This window comes from Streptomyces sp. ID05-39B, assembly GCF_033794725.1.
GTDB classification, from domain to species: Bacteria; Actinomycetota; Actinomycetes; order Streptomycetales; family Streptomycetaceae; genus Streptomyces; species Streptomyces bobili.
This window is the reverse complement of record NZ_JARGEF010000131.1, coordinates 1-21,839: the sequence shown is the minus strand read 5'-3', so window position 1 is coordinate 21,839 and position 21,839 is coordinate 1. Positions and strand designations below refer to the sequence as shown.

19 protein-coding genes and 1 pseudogene are annotated in these 21,839 nt (G+C 71.8%); 14 read left to right on the top strand and 6 right to left on the bottom strand.

Annotated features, from left to right (window positions below):
- On the bottom strand, window positions 1-805 hold an 805-nt coding region (locus P1P75_RS25285; protein ID WP_319259126.1), incomplete at its 3' end, for a serine/threonine-protein kinase.
- 448 nt (window positions 806-1,253) lie between these two features.
- On the opposite strand from P1P75_RS25285, the gene P1P75_RS25280 reads away from it, so the two are divergent.
- Entirely contained in the window at window positions 1,254-1,979 is a 726-nt protein-coding gene (locus P1P75_RS25280; protein ID WP_319259125.1) for a hypothetical protein, read from the top strand.
- 85 nt (window positions 1,980-2,064) lie between these two features.
- Here the strand turns inward: P1P75_RS25280 and P1P75_RS25275 are convergent, their stop codons facing one another.
- On the bottom strand, window positions 2,065-2,646 hold the full coding sequence (locus P1P75_RS25275) for a biotin transporter BioY (protein ID WP_319259122.1): 582 nt from the start codon (window positions 2,644-2,646) through the stop codon (window positions 2,065-2,067).
- A gap of 495 nt (window positions 2,647-3,141) precedes the next feature.
- Between P1P75_RS25275 and P1P75_RS25270 the strand changes: the two genes are divergently transcribed.
- The 11 genes and pseudogenes from P1P75_RS25270 (at window position 3,142) to P1P75_RS25220 (ending at window position 15,003) form a co-directional block, all read left to right on the top strand.
- Window positions 3,142-4,485, top strand: a complete 1,344-nt coding sequence (locus P1P75_RS25270; protein WP_319259119.1) for an ROK family transcriptional regulator — start codon at window positions 3,142-3,144, stop codon at window positions 4,483-4,485.
- 157 nt (window positions 4,486-4,642) lie between these two features.
- Complete coding sequence (locus P1P75_RS25265) at window positions 4,643-5,710, top strand: ABC transporter substrate-binding protein (protein ID WP_319259116.1); 1,068 nt, start codon at window positions 4,643-4,645, stop codon at window positions 5,708-5,710.
- Window positions 5,707-6,582, top strand: coding sequence for an ABC transporter permease (locus P1P75_RS25260; RefSeq protein WP_319259113.1), 876 nt, complete (start codon window positions 5,707-5,709; stop codon window positions 6,580-6,582). Before P1P75_RS25265 ends, P1P75_RS25260 begins: the two co-directional genes overlap by 4 nt.
- Complete coding sequence (locus tag P1P75_RS25255) at window positions 6,558-7,307, top strand: ABC transporter ATP-binding protein (protein ID WP_319259110.1); 750 nt, start codon at window positions 6,558-6,560, stop codon at window positions 7,305-7,307. The genes P1P75_RS25260 and P1P75_RS25255 overlap by 25 nt, the downstream gene beginning before the upstream one ends.
- Window positions 7,304-8,674, top strand: coding sequence for an LLM class flavin-dependent oxidoreductase (locus P1P75_RS25250; RefSeq protein WP_319259106.1), 1,371 nt, complete (start codon window positions 7,304-7,306; stop codon window positions 8,672-8,674). Before P1P75_RS25255 ends, P1P75_RS25250 begins: the two co-directional genes overlap by 4 nt.
- 14 nt (window positions 8,675-8,688) lie before the next feature.
- The gene (locus tag P1P75_RS25245; RefSeq protein WP_319259102.1) at window positions 8,689-9,579 is read left to right on the top strand and encodes a TauD/TfdA family dioxygenase; all 891 of its coding nucleotides are present in this window, start codon (window positions 8,689-8,691) and stop codon (window positions 9,577-9,579) included.
- Window positions 9,580-9,719: 140 nt separating this feature from the next.
- A pseudogene (locus P1P75_RS25240) lies at window positions 9,720-9,907 on the top strand (hypothetical protein); the annotation flags it as partial.
- Window positions 9,908-10,139: 232 nt separating this feature from the next.
- Window positions 10,140-10,781 carry a superoxide dismutase gene (locus tag P1P75_RS25235; protein WP_319259100.1) on the top strand — a complete coding sequence of 214 codons (642 nt, stop codon included), beginning with the start codon at window positions 10,140-10,142 and terminating at the stop codon, window positions 10,779-10,781.
- Between the two features lie 189 nt (window positions 10,782-10,970).
- Window positions 10,971-13,163 (top strand): MMPL family transporter, encoded by a 2,193-nt coding sequence (locus P1P75_RS25230; protein ID WP_319259097.1) that lies wholly within the window; start codon window positions 10,971-10,973, stop codon window positions 13,161-13,163.
- A 5-nt stretch (window positions 13,164-13,168) separates the two neighbouring features.
- A complete protein-coding gene (locus tag P1P75_RS25225; protein WP_319259094.1) occupies window positions 13,169-14,368 on the top strand; it encodes a sensor histidine kinase in 1,200 nt (399 codons plus the stop codon).
- Window positions 14,365-15,003, top strand: coding sequence for a response regulator transcription factor (locus P1P75_RS25220; RefSeq protein ID WP_319259091.1), 639 nt, complete (start codon window positions 14,365-14,367; stop codon window positions 15,001-15,003). Before P1P75_RS25225 ends, P1P75_RS25220 begins: the two co-directional genes overlap by 4 nt.
- A gap of 96 nt (window positions 15,004-15,099) precedes the next feature.
- Here the strand turns inward: P1P75_RS25220 and P1P75_RS25215 are convergent, their stop codons facing one another.
- Window positions 15,100-15,756 (bottom strand): DsbA family protein, encoded by a 657-nt coding sequence (locus P1P75_RS25215; RefSeq protein ID WP_319259088.1) that lies wholly within the window; start codon window positions 15,754-15,756, stop codon window positions 15,100-15,102.
- 138 nt (window positions 15,757-15,894) lie between these two features.
- Between P1P75_RS25215 and pepN the strand changes: the two genes are divergently transcribed.
- Together pepN and P1P75_RS25205 are read left to right on the top strand one after the other, a co-directional pair.
- Window positions 15,895-18,474 carry an aminopeptidase N gene (gene pepN / locus P1P75_RS25210; protein ID WP_319259085.1) on the top strand — a complete coding sequence of 860 codons (2,580 nt, stop codon included), beginning with the start codon at window positions 15,895-15,897 and terminating at the stop codon, window positions 18,472-18,474.
- 206 nt (window positions 18,475-18,680) lie between these two features.
- Complete coding sequence (locus tag P1P75_RS25205) at window positions 18,681-19,730, top strand: hypothetical protein (RefSeq protein ID WP_319259083.1); 1,050 nt, start codon at window positions 18,681-18,683, stop codon at window positions 19,728-19,730.
- Between the two features lie 66 nt (window positions 19,731-19,796).
- Here P1P75_RS25205 and P1P75_RS25200 read toward each other — a convergent pair whose 3' ends face one another.
- From P1P75_RS25200 to P1P75_RS25190, 3 genes are all read right to left on the bottom strand, one after another.
- A complete protein-coding gene (locus P1P75_RS25200; protein ID WP_319259081.1) occupies window positions 19,797-20,249 on the bottom strand; it encodes an NUDIX hydrolase in 453 nt (150 codons plus the stop codon).
- 9 nt (window positions 20,250-20,258) lie between these two features.
- Window positions 20,259-21,146: a pyridoxamine 5'-phosphate oxidase family protein gene (locus P1P75_RS25195; protein WP_319259079.1), complete on the bottom strand. Its 888-nt coding sequence runs from the start codon at window positions 21,144-21,146 to the stop codon at window positions 20,259-20,261.
- A 102-nt stretch (window positions 21,147-21,248) separates the two neighbouring features.
- Complete coding sequence (locus tag P1P75_RS25190) at window positions 21,249-21,695, bottom strand: VOC family protein (RefSeq protein ID WP_319259077.1); 447 nt, start codon at window positions 21,693-21,695, stop codon at window positions 21,249-21,251.
- Window positions 21,696-21,839: the final 144 nt, after the last annotated feature.

The following is a 21,839-nucleotide window of genomic DNA, read 5'->3' as shown; positions in this document are numbered from 1 at the left end:
GGGCGCGTATCAGGGTCGGGGGCGGTGGTTCCTCCTCATGGGCCACCGGCGGTGGGGGGTCCGCCACCAGGCGCAGGGCTGATTCGAGGTCCGCCAGGCCGGCCCGCAGGGTGGGCTCCTTCTCCAGGGCTGCCGCGAGGATCTCCCGCAACGGTCCTGCCCGAGCGGGGAGTTGCGGCTCCTCGTAGAGGACGGCGTGCAGGGTGGCCAGGGTCGTCTCGCGGGAGAAGGGGGAGTGGCCGGCCAGGGCCGCGCAGAGGGTGGCGCCCAGGGACCAGATGTCGGAGGGCGGGCCCTGGGGGCGGCCGGCGATGCGCTCGGGGGCCATGTAGTCGGGGGAGCCGACGAGCATGCCGACGATCGTCAGCGCCTTCGCGTCCTGGAGGGCGGCGATGCCGAAGTCTGTGAGGACGACGCGCTGTCCGGCGTCCTCCACCAGCACGTTGCCCGGTTTGATGTCGCGGTGCAGGACGCCCCGCGCGTGCACCTGCCGCAGGGCCGCGACCAGGCCGAGGCCGATCCGGGCCGTCTCGCGCGGGCCGAGGGGGCCCGTCTCGGCCGTGATCCGCTCCAGGCTGCGGCCGGCCACCAACTCCATGACGATCCAGAGGCGTTCGCCCTCGTCGACGACGTCGTAGACGCGGACGACGTGGGGGTGGTCGATGCGGGCCGTCGCCCTGGCCTCGCGCAGGGTGCGTTCGCGGCGGGTGCGGGAGTCCTCCACGTCGATGCCGTCCATGCGCATCTCCTTCACGGCGACGAGCCGGTCGAGCATCTCGTCGACGGCCCGCCACACCCGCCCCATGCCTCCCTCTCCGATGCTCTCCACCAACCGGTAGCGCCCCGCCACCAGCAGCCCGGGGACACCTTCGCCGCCCCTCACGCCACGCGAATCCCCGCCGGGCCCCGGAGTCCGCGGAGTTTCCGCATTTCGCGCGTTTCCCGGATTTCCCGACCGTCCCGGCGCTCCCGACGCTCCCGACGGCTCCCGGTTTCCCGGGGGTCCCGGCGGTTCCGAACTTCCCGGTGGTCCCGAATTCCCCAGGGATCCCGCGACCCTCGGATCACCCCAATTTCCCGGGCCTCCCGCATTTCCCGCTACTCCCCTGTTTCCCGGCAACGTCCCGCACCCCCTCCATTGCCTTCCACCGGCACACAATGGTCACACTTGATGCCGTGCCAGCATAGTGCGGAGAAATCTTGTGGTACCTCTTCGGGTAGTGCGAATTCAGGCGCACCCAAGGGGGACGAACATGAGTTCTCGTCGCATGACGGCCATCGCCGGATCGCTGGTCACCGCATCTTTCTCGGCGGTGATGATCCTTACCGTGCCTGCCGTGGCGAGGGGCCCGGAACCCGGCAGCGACAAGGGGGGAAAGTCCGTCGACCAGGCGCCCGCGGGCGTCGAACTGACCACGCTGCTGGCCGAGAAGATCTCGGTCGACAACGGGTCGCGGAAAACGACGATCACCGCCACCGTGAAAAATGGCGGAACCAAGGAGAGCGGCGCTATTCGGCTTTTGGTCGTCGGTTTCGACGGGCTGAAGGTCACCGGCGTTCCGGGCTGTTCGCAGATTGCGGAAGGAGATCTGCCGGAGGGCTCCAACAGCGGTTTTTCCTGCCCCATCGACAATCTGGCGGCCGGTGCCTCGAAGTCGTATGCCGCCGCCGCGACCTTCGATCTCGGCAGCACCGGGAAGATCTGTCTGCCCGTGCAGACCTCGGACGGGTCCAAGACGTTCTGGCAGCAGGGGCCGGTGCCCTTCGGTACGACGAACCCGTCGCCGAACGCGCCCGCCACGCCGCTGCTCCTCGGCACCGACAACACGCCCGTGGCACCGGAGGGCGGCGAACTGCCCCGCACCGGCGCTCCCGGACGGGACGTCCTGCCGCTCGGCGCCGTCGGCGCCGCCCTGCTCACGGCGGGCGCCACCGGGGTGTGGTGGTCCCGGCGACGGCCGCGGCCCCAGGGGCGCTGAGGCGGTACCGGCGGGAACGCGGGAGAGGCCCGCCATGGTCACCTCTCGGTGGCCCGGCGAGCCTCTCCGGCGGACTTCCGCCGTCTCAGCGCTCGATGAGCTTCCAGGCGGTGGGCAGCAGACCCATCGCCAGGGCCGCCTTGAGGGCGTCGCCGATCAGGAAGGGGGTCAGCCCGGCCGCGATCGCGGCGGAGGCGGAGATGTCGGCGGCGTAGGCGAGGTAGGGCACGCCGATCGCGTAGATGATCGCCGAGCCCACCAGCATCGTGCCCGCCATGCGCGCGACCGAGCGGTCGGCGCCGCGGCGGGCGAGGGCGCCGACCACCGTCGAGGCGAGGATCATGCCGAGGACGTAGCCGAAGGAGACCGCGCCGGCGCCGGAGCCGCCCTCGGCGAACCACGGCACGCCCGCCATGCCGACCAGGGCGTAGACGGCGAGGGAGAGGAAGCCGCGCCGGGCGCCGAGGGTCGTGCCGACCAGCAGGGCGGCGAAGGTCTGGCCGGTCACCGGCACCGGGGAGCCGGGCACGGGGACCGCGATCTGGGCGGCGATTCCGGTGAGCGCGGCGCCGCCGAGCACGAGCGCGATGTCGCGGACGCGGGAGGCCGGGATCAGGTCGGCGAGGACCCGTCCGGGGCTGACGGAGGTGGCGGCGGCGGTGCTCATGGGGACTCCGCGAGGTAGGTGCGGTTCGGGGACACCGTGACGCTATCCCAGGGGACTCGGACCGATCTCCGTCAGTGGTCGACAAACGGGCGAGCACGGGCTTGGTGGGCTCCGGACAAAGGCGGGCGGCTACACGCGGTACGGCGTGACCCTGGTCACTGAGGTGGGGTGGTGGCGGCAACGCGGGGCGCTCGGCGGGCGTCTGTGGGGTTTCGCCAATCGGACCGGGCGGGGCGTCCGGGCGCGCGGGCATCCGTCTCGGCGACGGGACCACCGCCGTCTCACCCGTCGGTCGCCGCCTGGGCAGCGGTCGGCGGCTTTGTTAGTTTCGGGCGCATGGTTGCCCAGGCCCTGAACTTCCGCTCGCGTCGCCACGTCGATCTGCGACGCGTGGGCGCGGCCGCCTGTCGCCCTCCGGTCTGAGGCGGGCGGAGCCGATCCGTGGCGCCTCGTACGACGACGGCGCAGTGTCGGACCGGCCCTTGAGGAATCGCCATGCCCCATACCGCGACAGTTCCCGTTGCCTTCAACCCCGTTCCGCGTGTCGCCGACCGTGACCGGCGGCGTACGAGCGCCAGTGTGATCCTGCGGTCCGTGCTGGAGCACGGGCCGGTGGCGCGCAGCACCATCGCCCGGCTGACCGGGCTGTCCCCCGCCTCCGTCACCGACCACTGCGCCCGCCTCGCCGGGCTGGGGCTGGTCCGGGAGGCCGATCTGCCGCGGCGCAGCAACGGCGTCGGCCGGCCACACGTCCCCGTGGACCTGGACGGCACGCGGTTCGTGGTGGGCGGGGTTCATGTGGCCGTGCCGTACACGACGGTCGCGCTGCTCGATCTGCGGGGGCGGGTGCTGGCGCGGCGGGAGGTGAAGCACCGGGGCACCGAGCCGGCCGTGGTGCTGGCGCGGGCCGCCGAGGGGCTGGCCGCGCTGTGCGCGAAGGCGTCGGGCCGCCACCCGCTGGGGGTGGGGGTGGCCGTGGGCGGATGGGTGGACCGGGATTCGGGGACCGTCGTCGACCATCCGCTGCTGGGGTGGCGGGACGTGCCGGTGCGTGAACTGGTCGGCGCTCGTACGGGCCTGCCGGTCCATGTGGACGGGCACGCGCGGGCGTTGGTGGACGCGGAGCGGTTGTTCGGGCGGGCCCGCGGCAGCCGCAGTCTGCTGCATCTGTTCGTCGGGAACATGGTCGACGCGGCGTTCGCCACCCATGACCAGGTGCATCACGGGCCGCGTTCGCAGGCGGGCGCCATCGCCCATCTGCCGTTGGCCGGCGGCACCGAGCCGTGCGACTGCGGGCGCACCGGCTGCCTCCAGGCGGAGCTGAGCGAGCGGACGTTGTGCCGGCGGGCCCGCGCCGCCGGCCTGACCGACGGGACGAATCCGATGCACGTGGTCGCCGCCGCGGCCGACGGCGACGCGGTGGCCGTACGGCTGCTGCTGGAGCGGGCGCGGATGACGGGGCGGGCGGCCGGGCTGCTGCTGGACGTGCTCAACCCGGAGAGCGTGGTCGTCACCGAGGTGGGGGCCATGTTCCGGGCGGACTGTCTGGCCGCGCTGCGGGCGGAGGTGGGGGCGGAGCGGGCTGCCTCGGTGTCGCCGACCAGTTTTCCGGACACGGTGCTCGCGGTGGCGGGCGGGGCGGTGGCCCTGGACGTGCTGTACCGGGACCCGCTGAGCTTGCTGGGCGGGACTTCGACGGCTACTTCCACGGCTACTTCCACGGCCGCTTCACCGCGGCCTCCGCGGCCGCTTCCCAGGCCTCCTCACCTCAGCCGAATTAATTCAGAAACTCCGGATGTTGACAGGCACCGTCCGGGAACAGGAGCATCTTCCTCATGAGCTGTCGCACCCTTTGTTGCTGACGCGTTGACGCGCCCAGAGCGCTCTTCCCCTCCTGCGTGAATTCCCTTCGCGGGCCTTTTCCGGCCCGGAATCACGCACGCTTTCCCGCCTTCGTACGGCGCTTTGTCCTGCCTTTCCCTCAGGGAGTTCCGTCATGCCCGTTTCCCGTGCGTCCGGTGTCGACCGGCGCCTCTTCCTCACCTCGCTGCTCGGGGTCACCGCCGCTGCCGCCGGGCTGAGCGGCTGCGCCGAGAGCAGTGCGGCCGCCGGGTCCGAGGGGGCCTCCACCGCCCCTCTCGCCGACAAGGTGCCGGCCGGCACCAGCTTGAAGATCGCCTCCTACCAGAATGTGCAGCAGCTCCAGTTCAAGCTGGCGAACCTGCCCGATCCGCCGTTCAAGGTGTCGGGCTGGCTGAACATCGGGGCCGGTCCCGATGTCATCAACGCGTTTCGCGCGAAGTCCCTCGACGTCGCCAACAACGCGGGTATTCCGCCGATCCAGGCGCATTACCAGGGATTCGACGCGAAGATCGTCGCGATCAACGTCACGCGCAAGCCGAACTATCTCTTCGCCACCAAGCCCGGCAGCGACATCCGTGACATCGCGGATTTCAAGGGCCGCAAACTCGCCTTCTCGCAGGGGCAGGCGCAGGGTGTCGTCCTGCTGCGGGCGCTGAAGAGGGCGGGCCTGGCGTACGACGACGTCGACCTGGTCCCGCTGACCAGCAACCAGTTCCTGACCGCCCTCCAGTCGGGCCAGGTCGACATCGCCCCGCTGGGCAACACGCAGGCGCCGGCGTATCTCGCGCAGTACGAGTCCAAGGGTGCCCGAACGATCGCCACCGACGTCGTCGACCTGCTCAACCTGCTGTGGGCGCCGGTCTCCGTGCTGAACGACCGGGCCAAGGCGGCGGCGGTCGCCGCGTACATCCCGCGATGGGCCCAGGGCCAGGTCTGGAGTTACGAGCACCCGGGCGTCTGGAACGAGGAGTTCTACGTCAAGACGCAAAACCTCACCCTCCCCCAGGCCCGCGCCGTCACCGCCCTCGCCAACAAGCCGTTGTTCCCGCCGAGTTGGACTGAGGCCATCGCCTGGGAGCAGGAGACCGCCGATCTGCTCGCCGAGGGCGGCTTCGTGAGGAGGTTCGACGTCGGCACGCTCTTCGACCACCGCTTCGAGGGCATCGCCGCCGCGTCCGTACCGGCCGAGTACCGGAAGTGACCGCCATGACCACGACGACCACGACGACCGTGACCACCGCTCCTCCACAGAAGCACACCCGCGCCGCCGTCGCCGACGAGCGGCCCGGCACCCGCCGCCGCGGCCTCGCCCCCGGCCGACGGCTGCCCGCCGCCCGGCTCACCGGGCCACTGCTGCTGCTCGCCCTGTGGGCCGCCGCCTCGGCCGCCGGCCGGCTCGACCCCGGTGCCGTGCCCGCACCCTGGACGGTGCTGGAGACCGGGGCCCGGCTGTGGACCGACGGCACGCTGACCGACGACATCCTCACCTCGCTGCAACGGGCCGGGTCCGGTTTCGCGATCGGCCTGACCGCCGGGGTGCTGCTGGCGCTGGCGTCCGGGCTGACCCGGACCGGGGAGGCGCTGATCGACGGGACGGTCAACCTCAACCGGGCGATCCCGACGCTCGGCCTGATCCCGCTGTTCATCCTCTGGCTGGGCATCGGCGAGACCTTCAAGATCGCGATCATCGCCATCGTCGTCTACATCCCGATCTACCTGAACACGCATGCCGCGCTGTCCGGCATCGACCACCGCTTCGTCGAACTCGCCGAGGTGCAGGGGCTGTCGAAGCTCGCCTTCATCCGCGAGATCGTCGTCCCCGGCGCGCTGCCCGGCTTCTTCGTCGGGCTGCGGCTCGGGGTGACCGGGTCGTGGCTGGGGCTGGTGGTCCTGGAGCAGATCAACGCCACCAGCGGCCTCGGCTACCTGATGTTCCAGGCCCAGAACTACGGCCAGTCGGACGTCATCCTCGTCGGCCTCGTCGTCTACGGCGTCTTCGGCCTGATCTCCGACAGCGTGGTCCGTCTCATCGAACGGAGGGTGCTGTCATGGCGCCGCACACTGAGCAGCTGACCCGTCCGGCATCGACCCGTCCCGCCGTACGGCTGGAGGGTCTCACCCGGTCCTTCGAGGGGCGTAGCGTCCTGGACGGCGTCGACCTGGACATCCCCGCAGGTCAGTTCGTGGCCCTGCTCGGGCACAGCGGGTCCGGGAAGAGCACCCTGCTGCGGGCGGTCGCCGGACTCGACCACGAGGTGAGCGGCAGCGGGCGGCTGACGGCCCCGGAGCGGGTGTCCGTCGTCTTCCAGGACTCCCGGCTGCTGCCCTGGCGGCGGGTGCTGGCCAACGTCCTGCTCGGGCTCGACGGCAAGGCCGCCGAGGAGCGGGGCCGGGAGGCGCTCGCCGAGGTGGGTCTCGCGGGCCGTGAGCGGGCCTGGCCCAACGAGTTGTCCGGCGGCGAGGCCCAGCGGGCCGCGCTGGCCCGCTCGCTCGTACGCGAGCCCGAACTGCTGCTGGCCGACGAGCCGTTCGGCGCGCTGGACGCCCTCACCCGTATCAGGATGCACACCCTGCTGCGGGAGCTGTGGGAGCGGCACCGGCCGTCCGTGCTGCTCGTCACCCACGACGTGGACGAGGCGATCGTGCTCGCCGACCGGGTCCTCGTCCTCGACCAGGGCCGTATCGGCCTCGACCTGACCATCGACCGCCCGCACCCACGCTCGTACCGGGATCCGCTGCTCGGCGAGTACCGCGAACAACTGCTCGCCGCCCTGGGCGTCACGGAGGACCACCAGTGACCACGAGAACACTCCACCTCAACGCGTTCCTGATGAACACCGGCCACCACGAGGCGTCCTGGCGGCTCCCCGAGAGCGACCCGTACGCCCACGTCGACCTCGCGCACTACGTCCACCTGGCACGGATCGCCGAACGCGGCACCTTCGACTCGCTGTTCCTCGCCGACGGGCCGCAGCTGTGGGGGACGGTCGCGCAGCGGCCCGCCGGGGCGCTGGAGCCGCTCACGCTGCTGACCGCGCTGGCCACGGCGACCGAGCACATCGGTCTGATCGCCACCGCGTCCACGTCCTACAACTCGCCCTACAACCTGGCCCGAAGGTTCGCCTCGCTGGACATCGTCAGCGGCGGCCGGGCCGGCTGGAACATCGTCACCACCGCCGGTGCCGAGGCCGCCCGCAACTTCGGTCTCGACGCGGAACCGGCCCACGCCGAACGGTACGCGCGGGCCGCCGAGTTTCTCGACGTGGCGCTGAAGCTGTGGGACAGCTGGGAGGACGACGCGATCGTCGCCGACAAGGCGGCCGGCGTCTGGGGCGACGACGCGAAGATCCACCCGCCCCGGCACCGGGGCAGGTACTTCAGCGTCGAGGGGGCCCTCAACGTGCCCCGCACACCGCAGGGTTACCCGCTGCTGGTGCAGGCGGGCTCCTCCGAGGACGGCAAGGCCTTCGCCGCCCGGTACGCGGAGGCGGTGTTCACCGCGCAGCAGACCCTCGCCGACGCGCAGGCCTTCTACACCGACCTCAAGGCGCGGACCGTCCGGGCAGGGCGGGATCCCGGACACCTCAAGGTGCTGCCGGGAATCGTCCCGGTGATCGGCTCTACGGAGGCCGAGGCGCGGGCGCACGAGCGGGAGCTGGAGGAGCACATCGTGCACGCGCACGGCGTGCGGCGGCTGGAGCAGCTCCTCCAACTGGAGGACGGCACGCTCGCGTTGGACTCGGGGCTGCCCGCCGATCTGCCGCCGGAGGACGCCATCGAGGGCGCCAAGAGCCGCTACACCCTCGTGGTGGAGCTGGCCCGGCGCGAGCGGCTCACCGTGCGGCAGCTGATCGGGCGCCTGGGCGGCGGGCGCGGGCACCTCACCTTCACCGGCACGCCCGGGCAGGTCGCCGACGCGATCGAGACCTGGTTCACGCACAGCGCCGCCGACGGCTTCAACATCATGCCCGCGCTGCTGCCGTCCGGCCTGGACGCCTTCGTCGACCACGTCGTCCCGCTGCTGCGCGCCCGCGGCCTGCTGCGCACCGAGTACGGCCCCCGCCGGACCCTGCGCGAGAGGTACGGCCTCCCGCGCCCCGCCAACCAGTACACCCGGCCGACCCCCTCCGCTCCCTCCTGCGCCCTCTCCTCCGCCCTCGTCTGAAAGGACGTCCTGTCATGACTCTCGACCTCCGCAAGGTCACCGCGCACATCGGCGCCCATGTCTTCGGCGTCGACATCTCCAAGCCGCTGGACGGCGAGACGGTCGCCGCGCTCCGCGAGGCGCTCAACGTCCACAAGGCGCTCGTCTTCGACGACGTCCACCTCGACGACGAGGGCCAGCAGGCCTTCGCCCGCCACTTCGGCGACCTCACCACCGCCCACCCGACGGTGCCCGCCGTCGACGGCGCCCCGAACGTGCTGCCCGTCGACAGCGAGCAGGGCAGCGCCAACCACTGGCACACCGACGTCACCTTCGTCCTCAACCCGCCGCAGGCCAGCACCCTGCGCAGCCTCACCCTCCCGCCGTACGGCGGCGAGACGCTGATCGCCAGTTCGGCGGCGGCCTACCGGCAGCTCCCGGAGCCGCTGCGGCGACTCGCGGACGGACTGTGGGCGGAGCACACCAACGACTACGACTACGCGGTGCCCGCCGAGGACATCGACGAGGAACGGGCCGCCCAGCGCGCCCGGTTCACGTCCATCAAGTACCGCACCGCGCACCCGGTGGTCCGGGTGCACCCGCTGACGGGTGAGCGGGGGCTGTTCATCGGCGGGTTCGCGCAGCGGATCGTGGGGCTGTCGGTGGGCGAGTCCCGCACGATCCTGGACCTGCTCCAGTCCTATGTCACGCGGCCGGAGAACATCCTGCGCCACCGCTGGTCGCCGAACCAGCTCGTCCTGTTCGACAACCGCATCACCCAGCACTACGCCGTCGACAACTACGACCGGCGGCCCCGGCGGCTGCACCGGGTGACCGTGGCCGGTGACGTCCCGGTGGGCATCGACGGCCGGGAGAGCCGCCCGGTGGAGGGCGACGCCGCGCACTACACCTCCGTAGCGGCCTAGGCACAGCGCGTACCGGGCACGCCCGGACAGTGGGCAGTCCGTTCGCCTGAGCGGACGGGCTGCCCGGACCGGGGAGACGTCGTCGGACTCCGGTGGAGTCCCGACCGTGGTGCTGGGCATGGGCGCGGCTCGTCCAATGCGTGAGAGGGCAAAACGCGCACGGCCTCAAGCAGCGCCATCTGTCGATGACCGCCCTCGGCGGCGTCATCGGCGCCGGCCTCTTCCTCGGTTCCGGGGCGGGCATCGCCGCCGCCGGTTCCTCGATCGTCCTGGCTACGCCCTCTCCGGCCTCCTCGTGATGCAGGTGATGCTGGTGATGCGGCTGTTGTACTCGACAGTGGCGATGACGGCCCTCCTGTGGCGCTCGGCGGATACGCCTGGCAGCGAAGGCGCGCGAAGGTCTGCGCCGGTCGTCAGGCGCGAGGGGCCCCCACGTGAGCGACACGTGGGGGCCTCTTTTTTGTCGGTCATGGTCTGCCCTTGCTTGCCACCATCCGCCTTGTTGTTGCTAGCCTGCACTTGCAACCTCTTTGCAATAAGGTTCGGAGGGGAACCCCGCCATGCCCGTCTACACGCTTCCTGAACTGCCGTACGACTACTCCGCGCTCGCCCCCGTGATCAGCCCCGAGATCATCGAGCTGCACCACGACAAACACCACGCCGCCTATGTGAAGGGCGCCAACGACACGCTGGAGCAGCTCGCGGAGGCGCGCGACAAGGAGCTGTGGGGTGCGGTCAACGGGCTGGAGAAGAACCTCGCGTTCCACCTCTCCGGGCACATCCTGCACTCGGTCTACTGGCAGAACATGACCGGCGAGGGCGGCGGCGAACCCCTCGCGGTGGACGGCGTGGGCGAGCTGGCGGACGCCATCACCGAGTCCTTCGGCTCCTTCGCCGGGTTCAAGGCCCAGCTGACCAAGGCCTCCGCGACCACCCAGGGCTCCGGCTGGGGCGTCCTCGCCCACGAGCCGCTCAGCGGCCGGCTGATCGTCGAGCAGGTCTACGACCACCAGGGCAACGTCGGCCAGGGTTCCGTACCGATCCTCGTCTTCGACGCCTGGGAGCACGCCTTCTACCTCCAGTACCGCAACCAGAAGGTCGACTTCATCGAGGCCATGTGGCAGGTGGTCGACTGGCAGGACGTACAGCGCCGTTACCTGGCCGCGAAGTCCCGCGCCGACGTGCTGCTGCTCGCGCCGTAGGCGCCGCCCCGCGTCCCGCCTCGTGATCGTCTTCTCACCCTTCACGGCGGCGGGCGGAAGGAAGGAGACCCCCGCGAGGACATGACTCGCGGGGGTTTTCCCCCTCCTCCGGGTCAACCGATCGGTGGACGGCAGGTTCCACCGGTCACCTCTGCCGGCCGGCCACCCCCGCCGACCAGGCTTTGGGGCATGAACTCACTCACTGTGCGCGTGGCACGGAGCAGTGCCCGGCACCCCTGGCGGGCGGTCCTCGGCTGGCTGCTGTTCGTGGCCCTGTGCCTGGGCGCCGGCAGCGCCGTCGGCACGAACAGCGCCCGCACCGCCGACTACCGGGTCGGCGAGGCCGGCCGCGCCGAGGCCCTGGCCGCCGAGGGCCTGCTGGAGCGCAGATCCACCGAGCAGGTGCTGATCTCGGCCCGGTCGGGCGCCCTGGACGAGGGGGCCTCGGCGGCGGCCGTACGGGACCTCACCGCCCGCATGGAACGGCTCCCGGACGTGGCGGCCGTCGCCGCCCCGGTCCGTTCCGCCGACGGCCGCACCCTGCTGGTCGAGGTGGCGCTGAAAGGCGAGGAACGGGACGCCAAGGACAAGGTCGACGCGCTGACCGCGCAGACGGCCGCCGTGCAAAAGCTTCATCCCGGCCTGCTCCTGCAGGAGACCGGAAGTCCCTCCATCAGCAAGGGGGTCGACGCCCAGCGGAGCGCCGACCTGGCCCTCTCCGAGAAGATCACGCTGCCGGTCACCCTGCTCACCCTGCTGGTCGTCTTCGGGTCGCTCACCATGGCCGCCGTACCGCTGCTGCTGGCGCTGTCCTCGATCGCGGCGGCCGTCGGCCTGTCGATGGTGGCCTCGCACCTCTCCCCCGACGCGGGCGTCGGCACCAACGTCATCCTGATGATCGGTCTCGCCGTCGGCGTCGACTACACGCTGTTCTATCTGAAGCGCGAGCGCGAGGAGCGGGCCCGCGGTGAGGGCCGGCTGAGCGCCGAGGCGCTGGTGGAGCTGGCGGCGGCCACCTCGGGCCGGGCCGTCGTGGTCTCCGGGCTCGCGGTCGTCGCCTCCACGGCCACCCTCTACCTGGCGTCGGACGTCATCTTCTCCTCCCTCGCCACCGGCACCGTCGTGGTCGTCCTGGTCGCCGTAGCCAGTTCCCTGACCGCGCTGCCCGCGCTGCTGACCGTGCTGGGCCGGCGCGCCGAGCGCCGGGCGGAGCGGCGGGCCGCCCGCGGAAAGCCGGCCCGGCGCACCCGTGCCACCGGCGGCGGCCGGCTCTGGACGGCGCTGCTGCGCCCCGCCGCCCGGCATCCGCTGGCCACCCTGTGCGTGTCCGTCCTCGCCCTGCTCGCGCTCGTCGTCCCGCTGGCCGGGCTGCACATCACGGAGATGAGCCGCGACACGCACTCCCGCGACATTCCCGCGATGCGGGTGTACGACCGGCTCAACGACACGTTCCCCGAGCGGCGCGTCACCCACCAGGTGGTGGTCCGCGCCGACGCCTCCCGTGCCGCCCAGGTAGCCGGCGCCCTGCGCGAGCTGACCGAACGGGCCGACGCCGACCCGCTGTTCACCGGCACGTCCCGGCTGCGTACCTCCGCCGACCACCGCACCAGCACCCTCGAACTGAACGTGGGGCATCTGGGCAACTCCGACGAGGCCCACGCCTCCCTCGACCATCTGCGGGACACCTACCTGCCCGCCACGGTCGGCCGGATCCCCGGCGCCGAGTACGGCGTCAGCGGTGACGTGGCCCGCTACGCCGACTATCCGGCCCACCAGAACGGCAAACTCCCGCTGGTACTGGGGGCGTTGCTCCTGGTCACATTCCTGATGACCCTGTACGCGTTCCGCTCGGTCGTCCTCGCCCTGATCGGCGTCGTGCTGAACCTGCTGTCGGCTGCGGCCGCGCTCGGCCTGCTCGTCCTCGTCTTCCAGGGGACGTGGGCGCAGGGTCTTCTCGACTTCACGTCCACCGGGTCGATCGGCTCGCGCGTCCCGCTGTTCCTGTTCGTGATCCTGTTCGGTCTGTCCATGGACTACCAGGTGTTCGTGGTCAGCCGGATCCGTGAGGCCGTCCTCGACGGCACCCCGACCCGGCAGGCGGTGCTCGACGGGATCCGCAGCTCGGCGAGCGTGGTGACCAGCGCGGCGGCCGTGATGACCACGGTGTTCGTGAGCTTCGTCTTCCTGCACATCATCGAGATGAAGCAGATCGGCTTCGTCCTCGCCGCGGCCGTCCTGCTGGACGCCTTCGTCGTACGGATCCTGGTGCTGCCGTCGGCGATGCTGCTGCTCGGCGAGCGCACCTGGTGGCCGGTACGGCCCGCGGCGCCGGCCCCGCGGGAGCGAACGGCTCCTGAGCGGGCGGCGGTCGACGTACGTTGACCGGTATGACCGCGCTGACCGGCCCCTCCGCCGACACCTTCTGGGCCACCTCCCTGCGCCGCTGGAACACGGTGTGCTGGGTGCTGTTCGCCGCCATGGCCTTCGGCATCGCCGCGATGGGCCGGCCCGGCGGGCAGATGTACGGGGCGCTCGGCCTGCTGGGCTGCGTCGTGCTCGGCTACGCGCTCCTCGACCGCTTCCCCGGCAACCGGATCGTCCGCCCGCACGGCTACCTCGCCGTACTGGCGCTCGCGCTGGGCGGACTGGCGTATCTGCGCACCAGCTACGCGGCGCTGTTCATGGTGACGCTGCCGCACTACTGGATGTTCGGGCGGACCCCGAGGGCCTCCATGGGGTTCCTCGGGCTCACCACCTTCACGACCCTGCTGGGCAGTTGGCTGCAGCTGGGCTGGTCGGCGGAGTTTCTCGGCGAGACGGCCGTGTCCACGCTGATCGTCGTCGCGGTCGGGGTGCTGATCGGCCTGTGGGCGCACTCGGTGGTCGAGCAGAGCACCGAACGGGCCCGGTTGATAGACGAGTTGGAGCGGGCGCAGGCCCAGCTGTCGGCGGCGCACCAGCGGCAGGGCGCGGCCGACGAACGGGAGCGGCTGGCGCGGGAGATCCACGACACCCTCGCGCAGGGCTTCGCCTCCATCGTGGTCCTCGCCGAGGCGGCACGGGCGGGCCTGGCGGCCGATCCGGGTCGCAGCGCCCAGCAGCTGCGGTCGATCGAGTCGACGGCCCGCGAGAACCTCGCGGAGGCCCGGGAACTGGTGGGGTCGGGCGGAAGTCCCGGGCAGGTGGCGGCGGGGTCGGTGGCCGGTACGTTGCGCCGGGTGCTGGACCGGTTCGCCGAGGACACCGGGCTCACCGTGGAGGCCGAGCTGGCGGACCCCGAGTGCGATCAGCAGACCCGGATCGCGCTGCTTCGCTGCACGCAGGAGTCGCTGGCCAACGTGCGCAAGCACGCCCGCGCCTCCACGGTCGGGGTGGTCCTGGCACGGCTGCCGTACGGGGTGGAGCTGGAGATCACCGACGACGGCACCGGGTTCGTGGTGGAGGAGTCCACCGGGTTCGGTCTGGACGGGATGCGCAAGCGGTTGGCGGAGCTGGGCGGGCGGCTGACGGTCACCAGCTCGGTCGGCGACGGCACGAGGATCCTGGCGACGGTCCCCCTCGCCGGGGGCACGGAGGGGACGGCATGAGCGGTGCGGGACTGCGGGTGGTCGTGGTCGACGACCACACCGTGATGCGGGCGGGGGTGATCGCGCTGCTGGCCGGCGAGGACGGCATCGAGATCGTCGGCGAGGCGGGCGACGGGCGGGCCGCCCTCTCGCTCGTCGAGCGGTACGACCCGGACGTGGCCCTCGTCGACCTGCGGATGCCGGTGCTGGACGGGGTGGCGACCACCACCGAGATCGTCGCCCGGTACCCGCGCACCCGCGTGCTGATCCTGACGACGTACGACACCGACGCGGAGATCGAGCGCGGGGTGGAGGCCGGGGCCATCGGCTATCTGCTGAAGGACACCACGCGCGAGCAGCTCGTCGACGCGATCCGGGCGGCGGCGCGCGGGGAGACGGTGCTGGCGCCGCGGGTGGCGGAGAAGCTGGTCGCCCGGCTGCGGCGCCCGGTCCACGACCCGCTGACCGCGCGGGAGAGCGAGGTGCTGAACGCGGTGGCCGACGGGCTGACCAACGCCGAGATCGGCAGGCGTCTGGTCATCACGGAGGCCACCGTGAAGACGCATCTGCTGCGGCTGTTCGCCAAGCTGGACGTCAACGACCGGACCCGCGCGGTGGTGGTGGCGCTGGACCGGGGGCTGCTGCGACGGCCGTAGAACTCCGTCATGGAAGACATGGTGCCCCCGCGAGCACGGCTCGCGGGGGCGTTCACGCCGGTGGGCCGACCCGGGGCCACAGGGTGCTGCCGGGGTCTACAGGTTGCTGAAGTCCGGGCCCTTGGTACGGGTCCGCTTGATCTCGTAGAAGCCGGGCACCGAGGCGACCGCGAGGGTGCCGTCCCACAGGCGCAGGGCGTCCTCGCCCTTGGGGGCGGGTGTGACGACGGGGCCGAAGAAGGCGATCTGCTCGCCGTCGGCGCCGGGCACGGCGATGACCGGGGTGCCGACCTCCTGGCCGACCTTGTCGATGCCCTCCTTGTGCGAGGCGCGCAGTTCGGCCTCGAACTCGAAGGGCTCCTGCTCGGCGTACTCGATGAGGTCGGCGGGAAGTCCGGTGTCCTCGAGAGCTCCGGCGATGGCCTCCAGGGTCGCGCCCTCGCCGTTGTTGTGGAAGCGGGTGCCGAGCGCCTCGTAGAGGGGGCCGAGGACGTCCGCGCCGTGCTTCTGCCAGGCCGCCGTCGCCACCCGCACCGGCTTCCACGCCTTGGTCTCGAGCATCTCCCGGTACTCCTCGGGAAGCTGGTCGATCTTGTCCTCGTTGAGCACGGACAGGCTCATGATGTGCCAGCGCACCTCGATGTCCCGCGCCTTCTCCACCTCCAGCACCCACCGGGAGGTCATCCAGGCCCAGGGGCACAGGGGGTCGAACCAGAAGTCGACGGGCGTCTTGGCGGAGCTGGTCTCGGACATGGGTCTCCTCAGGAAAGCGTTCGATCGAAAGGAGGAACACCGTCCGCACCCCACCCCATTCCCTGCTGCCGCCCGTCAGGGGCGCATGGCAGGATCGGTCCTGTCCACATGCCGAACACCGCCCGAGGAGTGCCGCCCGTGCCCGGTGAGAACCTGTCCCGCGACGAGGCCCGGGAGCGGGCCGCCCTGCTGTCCGTCGACGGGTACGACGTGTCCCTCGACGTGCGCTCCGCCGTGGCGGAGGGCGACGAGGCTCCGCGCACCTTCCGCTCCGTCACCACGGTTCGCTTCCGCTGCAACGAGCCCGGAGCGTCCAGCTTCGCCGACCTGATCGCGCCGAGCGTGACGGCCCTCTCCCTCAACGGCCGCGACCTCGACCCCGGCGAGGTCTTCGACGGCTCCCGGATCAGGCTCGACGACCTCGCCGCCGAGAACGAGCTGGTCGTCGACGCGCGGTGCGCCTACTCGCGCACCGGCGAGGGTCTGCACCGCTTCGTCGACCCCGAGGACGGCGAGGTCTACCTCTACACCCAGTACGAGCCGGCCGACGCGCGCCGCGTCTTCGCGGGCTTCGAGCAGCCCGACCTCAAGGCGCCGTTCCGCTTCGAGGTGCGGGCGCCGAAGGAGTGGGTGGTGTGGAGCAACGGCGCCGGCGAACAGGCGGACGGGGTATGGCGGTTCGAGGAGACCAAGCCGATCTCGACGTACATCACCTGTGTGGTGGCGGGCCCCTACCACTACGTGACGGACTCCTACACGCGTGAGCTGGCGGACGGTACGACGCTGGAGATCCCGCTCGGCGCCCTGTGCCGCAAGGGCCTCGCGCCCTACTTCGACTCCGACGACGTCTTCCTCGTCACCAAGCAGGGCCTGGACTTCTTCCACGACCACTTCGACTACCCGTACCCCTTCGGGAAGTACGACCAGGCCTTCGTGCCCGAGTACAACCTGGGGGCGATGGAGAACCCGGGGCTGGTCACCTTCCGCGAGGAGTACATCTTCCGGGGCAAGGTGACCCAGGCGTCGTACGAGGCGCGGGCCAACGTCATCCTGCACGAGATGGCGCACATGTGGTTCGGCGACCTGGTCACCATGGAGTGGTGGGACGACCTGTGGCTGAAGGAGTCCTTCGCGGACTTCATGGGCTCCTTCGCGCTGGTTGGCGCGACCCGCTTCACCGACGGCTGGATCACCTTCGCCAACCGCCGCAAGGCGTGGGCCTACCGGGCCGACCAGCTGCCCTCCACGCACCCGGTCACCGCCGACATCCGCGACCTCCAGGACGCCAAGCTCAACTTCGACGGCATCACCTACGCCAAGGGCGCCTCGGTGCTCAAGCAGCTGGTGGCGTACGTCGGGCAGGACGCGTTTCTTGAGGGCGCCCGCCGCTACTTCAAGCGGCACGCCTACGGCAACACCCGCCTGGGCGACCTGCTGTCGGTGCTGGGCGAGACCAGCGGCCGGGACATGGCCGTATGGGCGCGGTCCTGGCTCCAGACGGCCGGGGTGAACTCGCTGACCCCGCAGGTGCTGCTGGACGCCGAGGGGCGGATCGACGAGCTGGCGGTGCTCCAGGAGGCGGCGGAGTCGCACCCGGAGCTGCGGCCGCACCGGGTGGCGATCGGCCTGTACCGGCGGGTGGACGGGCGTCTCGTGCGGTACGCGCGCGCCGAGGCGGACGTCGAGGGACCGCGGACGATCGTGACCGAGCTGGCGGGCGCTCAGGCGCCGGATCTGGTCCTGGTCAACGACGACGATCTGACGTACTGCAAGATCCGGTTCGACGAGACCTCGCTTGCGGCGCTCAGGGAGTCCCTCGGGGACATCACCGACCCGCTGGCCCGCGCGCTGTGCTGGTCGGCGCTGTGGAACATGACGCGCGACGCGCTGCTGCCCGCGAGGGACTTCGTCGAGCTGGTGCTGCGGTTCGCGGGGCGCGAGAGCGACATCGGCGTGCTCCAGATGCTGCACGCGTGGGCGGACTCGGCGCTGGCGCACTACGCGGCGCCCGACTGGCGGGCGGCCGGTGAGCGGCTGCTCGCGCAGGGCGCGCTGGCGGAGCTGCGGTCGGCGGAGCCGGGCAGCGAGCACCAGCTGGCGTGGGCGCGGTTCTTCGCCTCGGTGGCGTCCGGCCCGGCCGACCTCGACCTGCTCGGCGCGCTGCTGGAGGGCTCGGCGAAGATCGACGGCCTGGAGGTGGACCAGGAGCTGCGCTGGGCGTTCCTGGGGCCGCTGGCCGCGCACGGCCGCGCCGACGAGGGCGTCCTGGCGGCGGAGCTGGCCCGTGACGACACCGCGTCCGGCAAGCGGCACCAGGTGCGCTGTCTCGCCGCCCGTCCGGCGGCGGAGGTCAAGGCGCAGGCCTGGGTGCAGCTCGTCGCGTCGGACGCGCTGTCCAACGCGCTGGTCGAGGCGACCATCGCCGGCTTCCAGCAGCCCTCGCAGCGCGAGCTGCTCGCCCCGTACGCGGAGAAGTACTTCGCGGTGATCGGGCGGATCTGGGAGGAGCGGTCCATCCAGATCGCGATGAACGTGGTCAAGGGCCTGTTCCCGGGGCTGCTGGACTCCCCGCAGACGCTGGCGGCGACGGACGCGTGGCTCGCCGCGCACGAGTCGGCGCCGCCCGCCCTGCGCAGGCTGGTGCTGGAGGCGCGGGACGACCTTGCGCGGGGGCTGCGCGGACAGGCGTGCGACGCGGCGAGCGGGGCCGGCCGCTGACCTTTGGCCTGAGATCCGGCGGACGGTGACCGTTACGGAATTCCGTCAATCCGACCCGTAACCCCTGGCTTCCACCGAATGGACCAGGGGTTTTCGGCGCCTACTCGGCATCCGAACATCCGTCCTTTAGGACGAGCTTGTCCGGATTTGTCGACGGGTGTGTAACAGCGGTTACAGGAGGGATCAGGGGCGGGAACCTCCGGGTCATGAACCACAACACCCCCCTCCCCCAGGCCGCCGCCCGCCCCCTGCGTCACCTCTCGGAGGTGCAGCGGCGGGTACTGACCACCGCCCAGCTCCGCTCGCACGGCGTGTCCCCGGCCGAGATGAACGAGCAGTGCCGGTCCGGCGGCCCCTGGCAGCAGCTCCTGCCCGGCGTGTACCTGCTCCACCCGGGACCGCCGACCAGTGAGGAGCGGCTGCACGCGGTGCTGATGTACGCGGCCCGCGAGGTGACGGCGTCCGGCGTGCCCGCCCAGCCGGAGCCGGGGCAGCCGCACCGGCCCGTGTACCGCGAGGCGATGATCACGGGGCTGGCGGCACTGACCCTGCACGGCTTCACCTCCGCGCCGCCGCTGCTCTCCCTGGACCGCGTCGACGTCCTGGTGCCCCGGCTGCGCCGGCTGCGGTCGACGGGCTGCGCGCACGTCCTGCGCGCCGCGTCCCTGCCGGCCCCGGAGGAGGCCACGGGGGTTCCGGTGGCGCCGGTGCCGCGCGCCCTGACGGACGCGGTGTCCCAGCTGACGGACGCGGGAGCGGTACGGCGGCTGCTGTCGGAGGCGGTGCGAGGCGGGCACTGCGAACCGGCCTCGATCGTACGGGAGTTGAACAACGCCAAGTTGCTGAGCCGGCCGCACGTGGTGGACGCGGTGGACTCGCTGCTGGCGGAGGGGCGGGCCATCGCCGAGGACCGTCTCTACACGATGGTGCGGGAGTTCGGCCTGCCGGACCCGGTGTGGAACGTGGACCTGCGGCTGCCGGGCGGCCCGCACCTCGGCGGTCTGGACGCGTACTGGCCGGAGCAGGCGGTGGCGGTGGAGCTGGACACGCGGGCCCCGCGTCAGGACGAGGACGCGCTCTGGTCGGAGTACGCCCGCAAGAGGGAGCATCTGGAGCGGCTGGGTATCACGGTCGTGCACATCACGCCGAAGAAGCTCCGGGACGGGATGGAGCAGCAGGCGGCGGTGGTGCGGACGGCGCTGATGGCGTCGGGGGACCGCGATCCGGCGGCGTATGTCGTGGTGCTGCCCCGGTAGTGACGGACCGGGGCGGCGCCAGGAGGGGAGAGGAGGGGCCACCGGGTTCGACCCGGCGGCCCCTCCTCATGTCGTCACCCGCCCGCTCACGGGCCGCTCGCGCCACAGTTCCAGCGCCACGTCGACCAGCCGGATCCGGGTCAGTTCCGGTACGGCGCTCAGGTCGTGCCAGGCGGCCAGGTCGGTCGATCCGCCGATCTCGTTGCGCAGCCGGCCGCCGGTCACCCGGGCCTCGTAGACGATCCGCACCCCGTGGTGGTCGACGGGGCCGCGCAGGCCGCCGCGGTGGAAGGTGCGGCGGGAGGAGTCCATGCCGAGGAGAGCGGTCACCTCGACGTGGTAGCCGGTCTCCTCCTCCAGTTCCCGTACGACGGTGTCGTGCGGGTCCTCGCCGTGTTCCATGCCGCCGCCGGGCAGCACCCACTCCGGGGTGCCGTCGGGCGCGGGCGAGCGGGCCAGCAGGAGTTGTCCGTCCCGGACGCACACGGCGTAGGCCGCCACCCTCAACGTCTTTCGCACACCGAGACGTTAGCGGTCACCGTTGGGGTTGGCAGGTGAGTATTCGGGCGCGGACCAGCGCAGGGGGAGCGCGGCGGGAGTGTCGAGGGTGTGCGTCACGGTGAAGCGGACCGTGCGCTCGCCGTCGGGGCCGAACTCGGTGCGGGCCTCCCCGGTGAGCTGGAGGGTGCGCCCCGTCGCCCAGTCGAGGAACAGCAGCCCGGCGCGCGGGTCGGCCATGAGGTTGCCGAGGCTCAGGAACATGGCGTTGCCGGGGTAGTCCCGCCAGGCCAGTTCGCCCGGTGAGACGACCCGTACGAAGCCGGGGTTGCCGCCGCGGTGACTGGCGTCGGCGCCGCCCTCGCGGACGCTGGCGAGGAAGAAGGTGTCGGCGGCGGTGACGAACCCGGCCTGGTCCTGGGTGAGTTCGCCGCCGCGTTGGGGCGGTCCGGATGGACGGCCGGACACCGTCTCGTAGGTCTCCCGCTTCTGGAGGTACTTGGGGCAGTTGGCGAACACCTGGTCGGCGTCGACTGCGAAGCCGCGCGGGGTGGGCCGCAGCCGCCCGTTGAGGCGCATACGGCGGCGGGTGCGCGGGTCGAGGGCGATCGTGCCGACGGGGGTGTGCGGGGTGGCAAGGGCCGCCGCGAGCGGGTCGGCGGGGGCCGGCCCTCCCGCGACGGAGATCTGCCGGGGACCGGTGGCCCGCACGAAGCCGGGCGTGCCCGCGATCACCGAGGCCCATACGGCTCCGCTCCCGGGGTCGGCGGCGGCCAGCACGAGTTGCGGCTGGAGTTCCAGGAAGGCGGCGGCGACGGACCGGATGCCCTCGCCGACGGACCGGCCGACGTGGTCGGCGAGGTCGCGCACCCCGAACCGGTCCTGGAGGGTGCGCGAGCCCGCGTGGTAGATGCCCATGACGTGATCCCTGACCTTGTCCGTGACGTGATCCGTGACCTGATCCGTGACGTGCTGCGCGAAGTGACCGTGACGTGATCCGTGAGCTGGTCCGTCCGGGGTCTAGAAGAAGCCGCAGGTCGGAGCGGACGCGTCGCCGGGCGCCGGGGCTCCGCCGACCCCGTCGGAGACCGAGATCTCCAGGCGGGTGCCGTCGGGGTCGTGGAAGAAGATCCCGCCGGAGGCCGCGCCCTCGTGGTGGGCGACGACTCCCTCGTGGGCGAAGTCGGCGCCGTGGGCCCGCAGGGCCGCCTCGGACTCCCGGACACGCTCGACCGAGTCGGCCTCGAAGGCGAGGTGGTGCAGTCCGGCGCGGGCTGCGTCGTACGCCCCCTGCGCCTGCTGCCAGAGGGTGAGGACGAGCCGCTCGCCGTCCCCGAGGAAGGCGTACCGCCGGCCCTCCTCCTTGCCCTCTCCGACGAGGGCGAAGCCGAGGACGTCCCGGTAGAAGGCGAGGGAGCGGTCGAGGTCGGTGACGTTCAGGCCGATGTGCCCGGTGCGCAGGGTCATGACAGGGATCTCCTTCGACGGAAGCGTCAGTATGTGGCGTTCTAACCTCTGTGGCTTAGGTTAGGGGTTAGACGCGACGGCGTCAACCAGTCACGTACCCTTCAGTGGTTAGTTCGGAAGGAGCCCCGATGCCCACCCCCACCC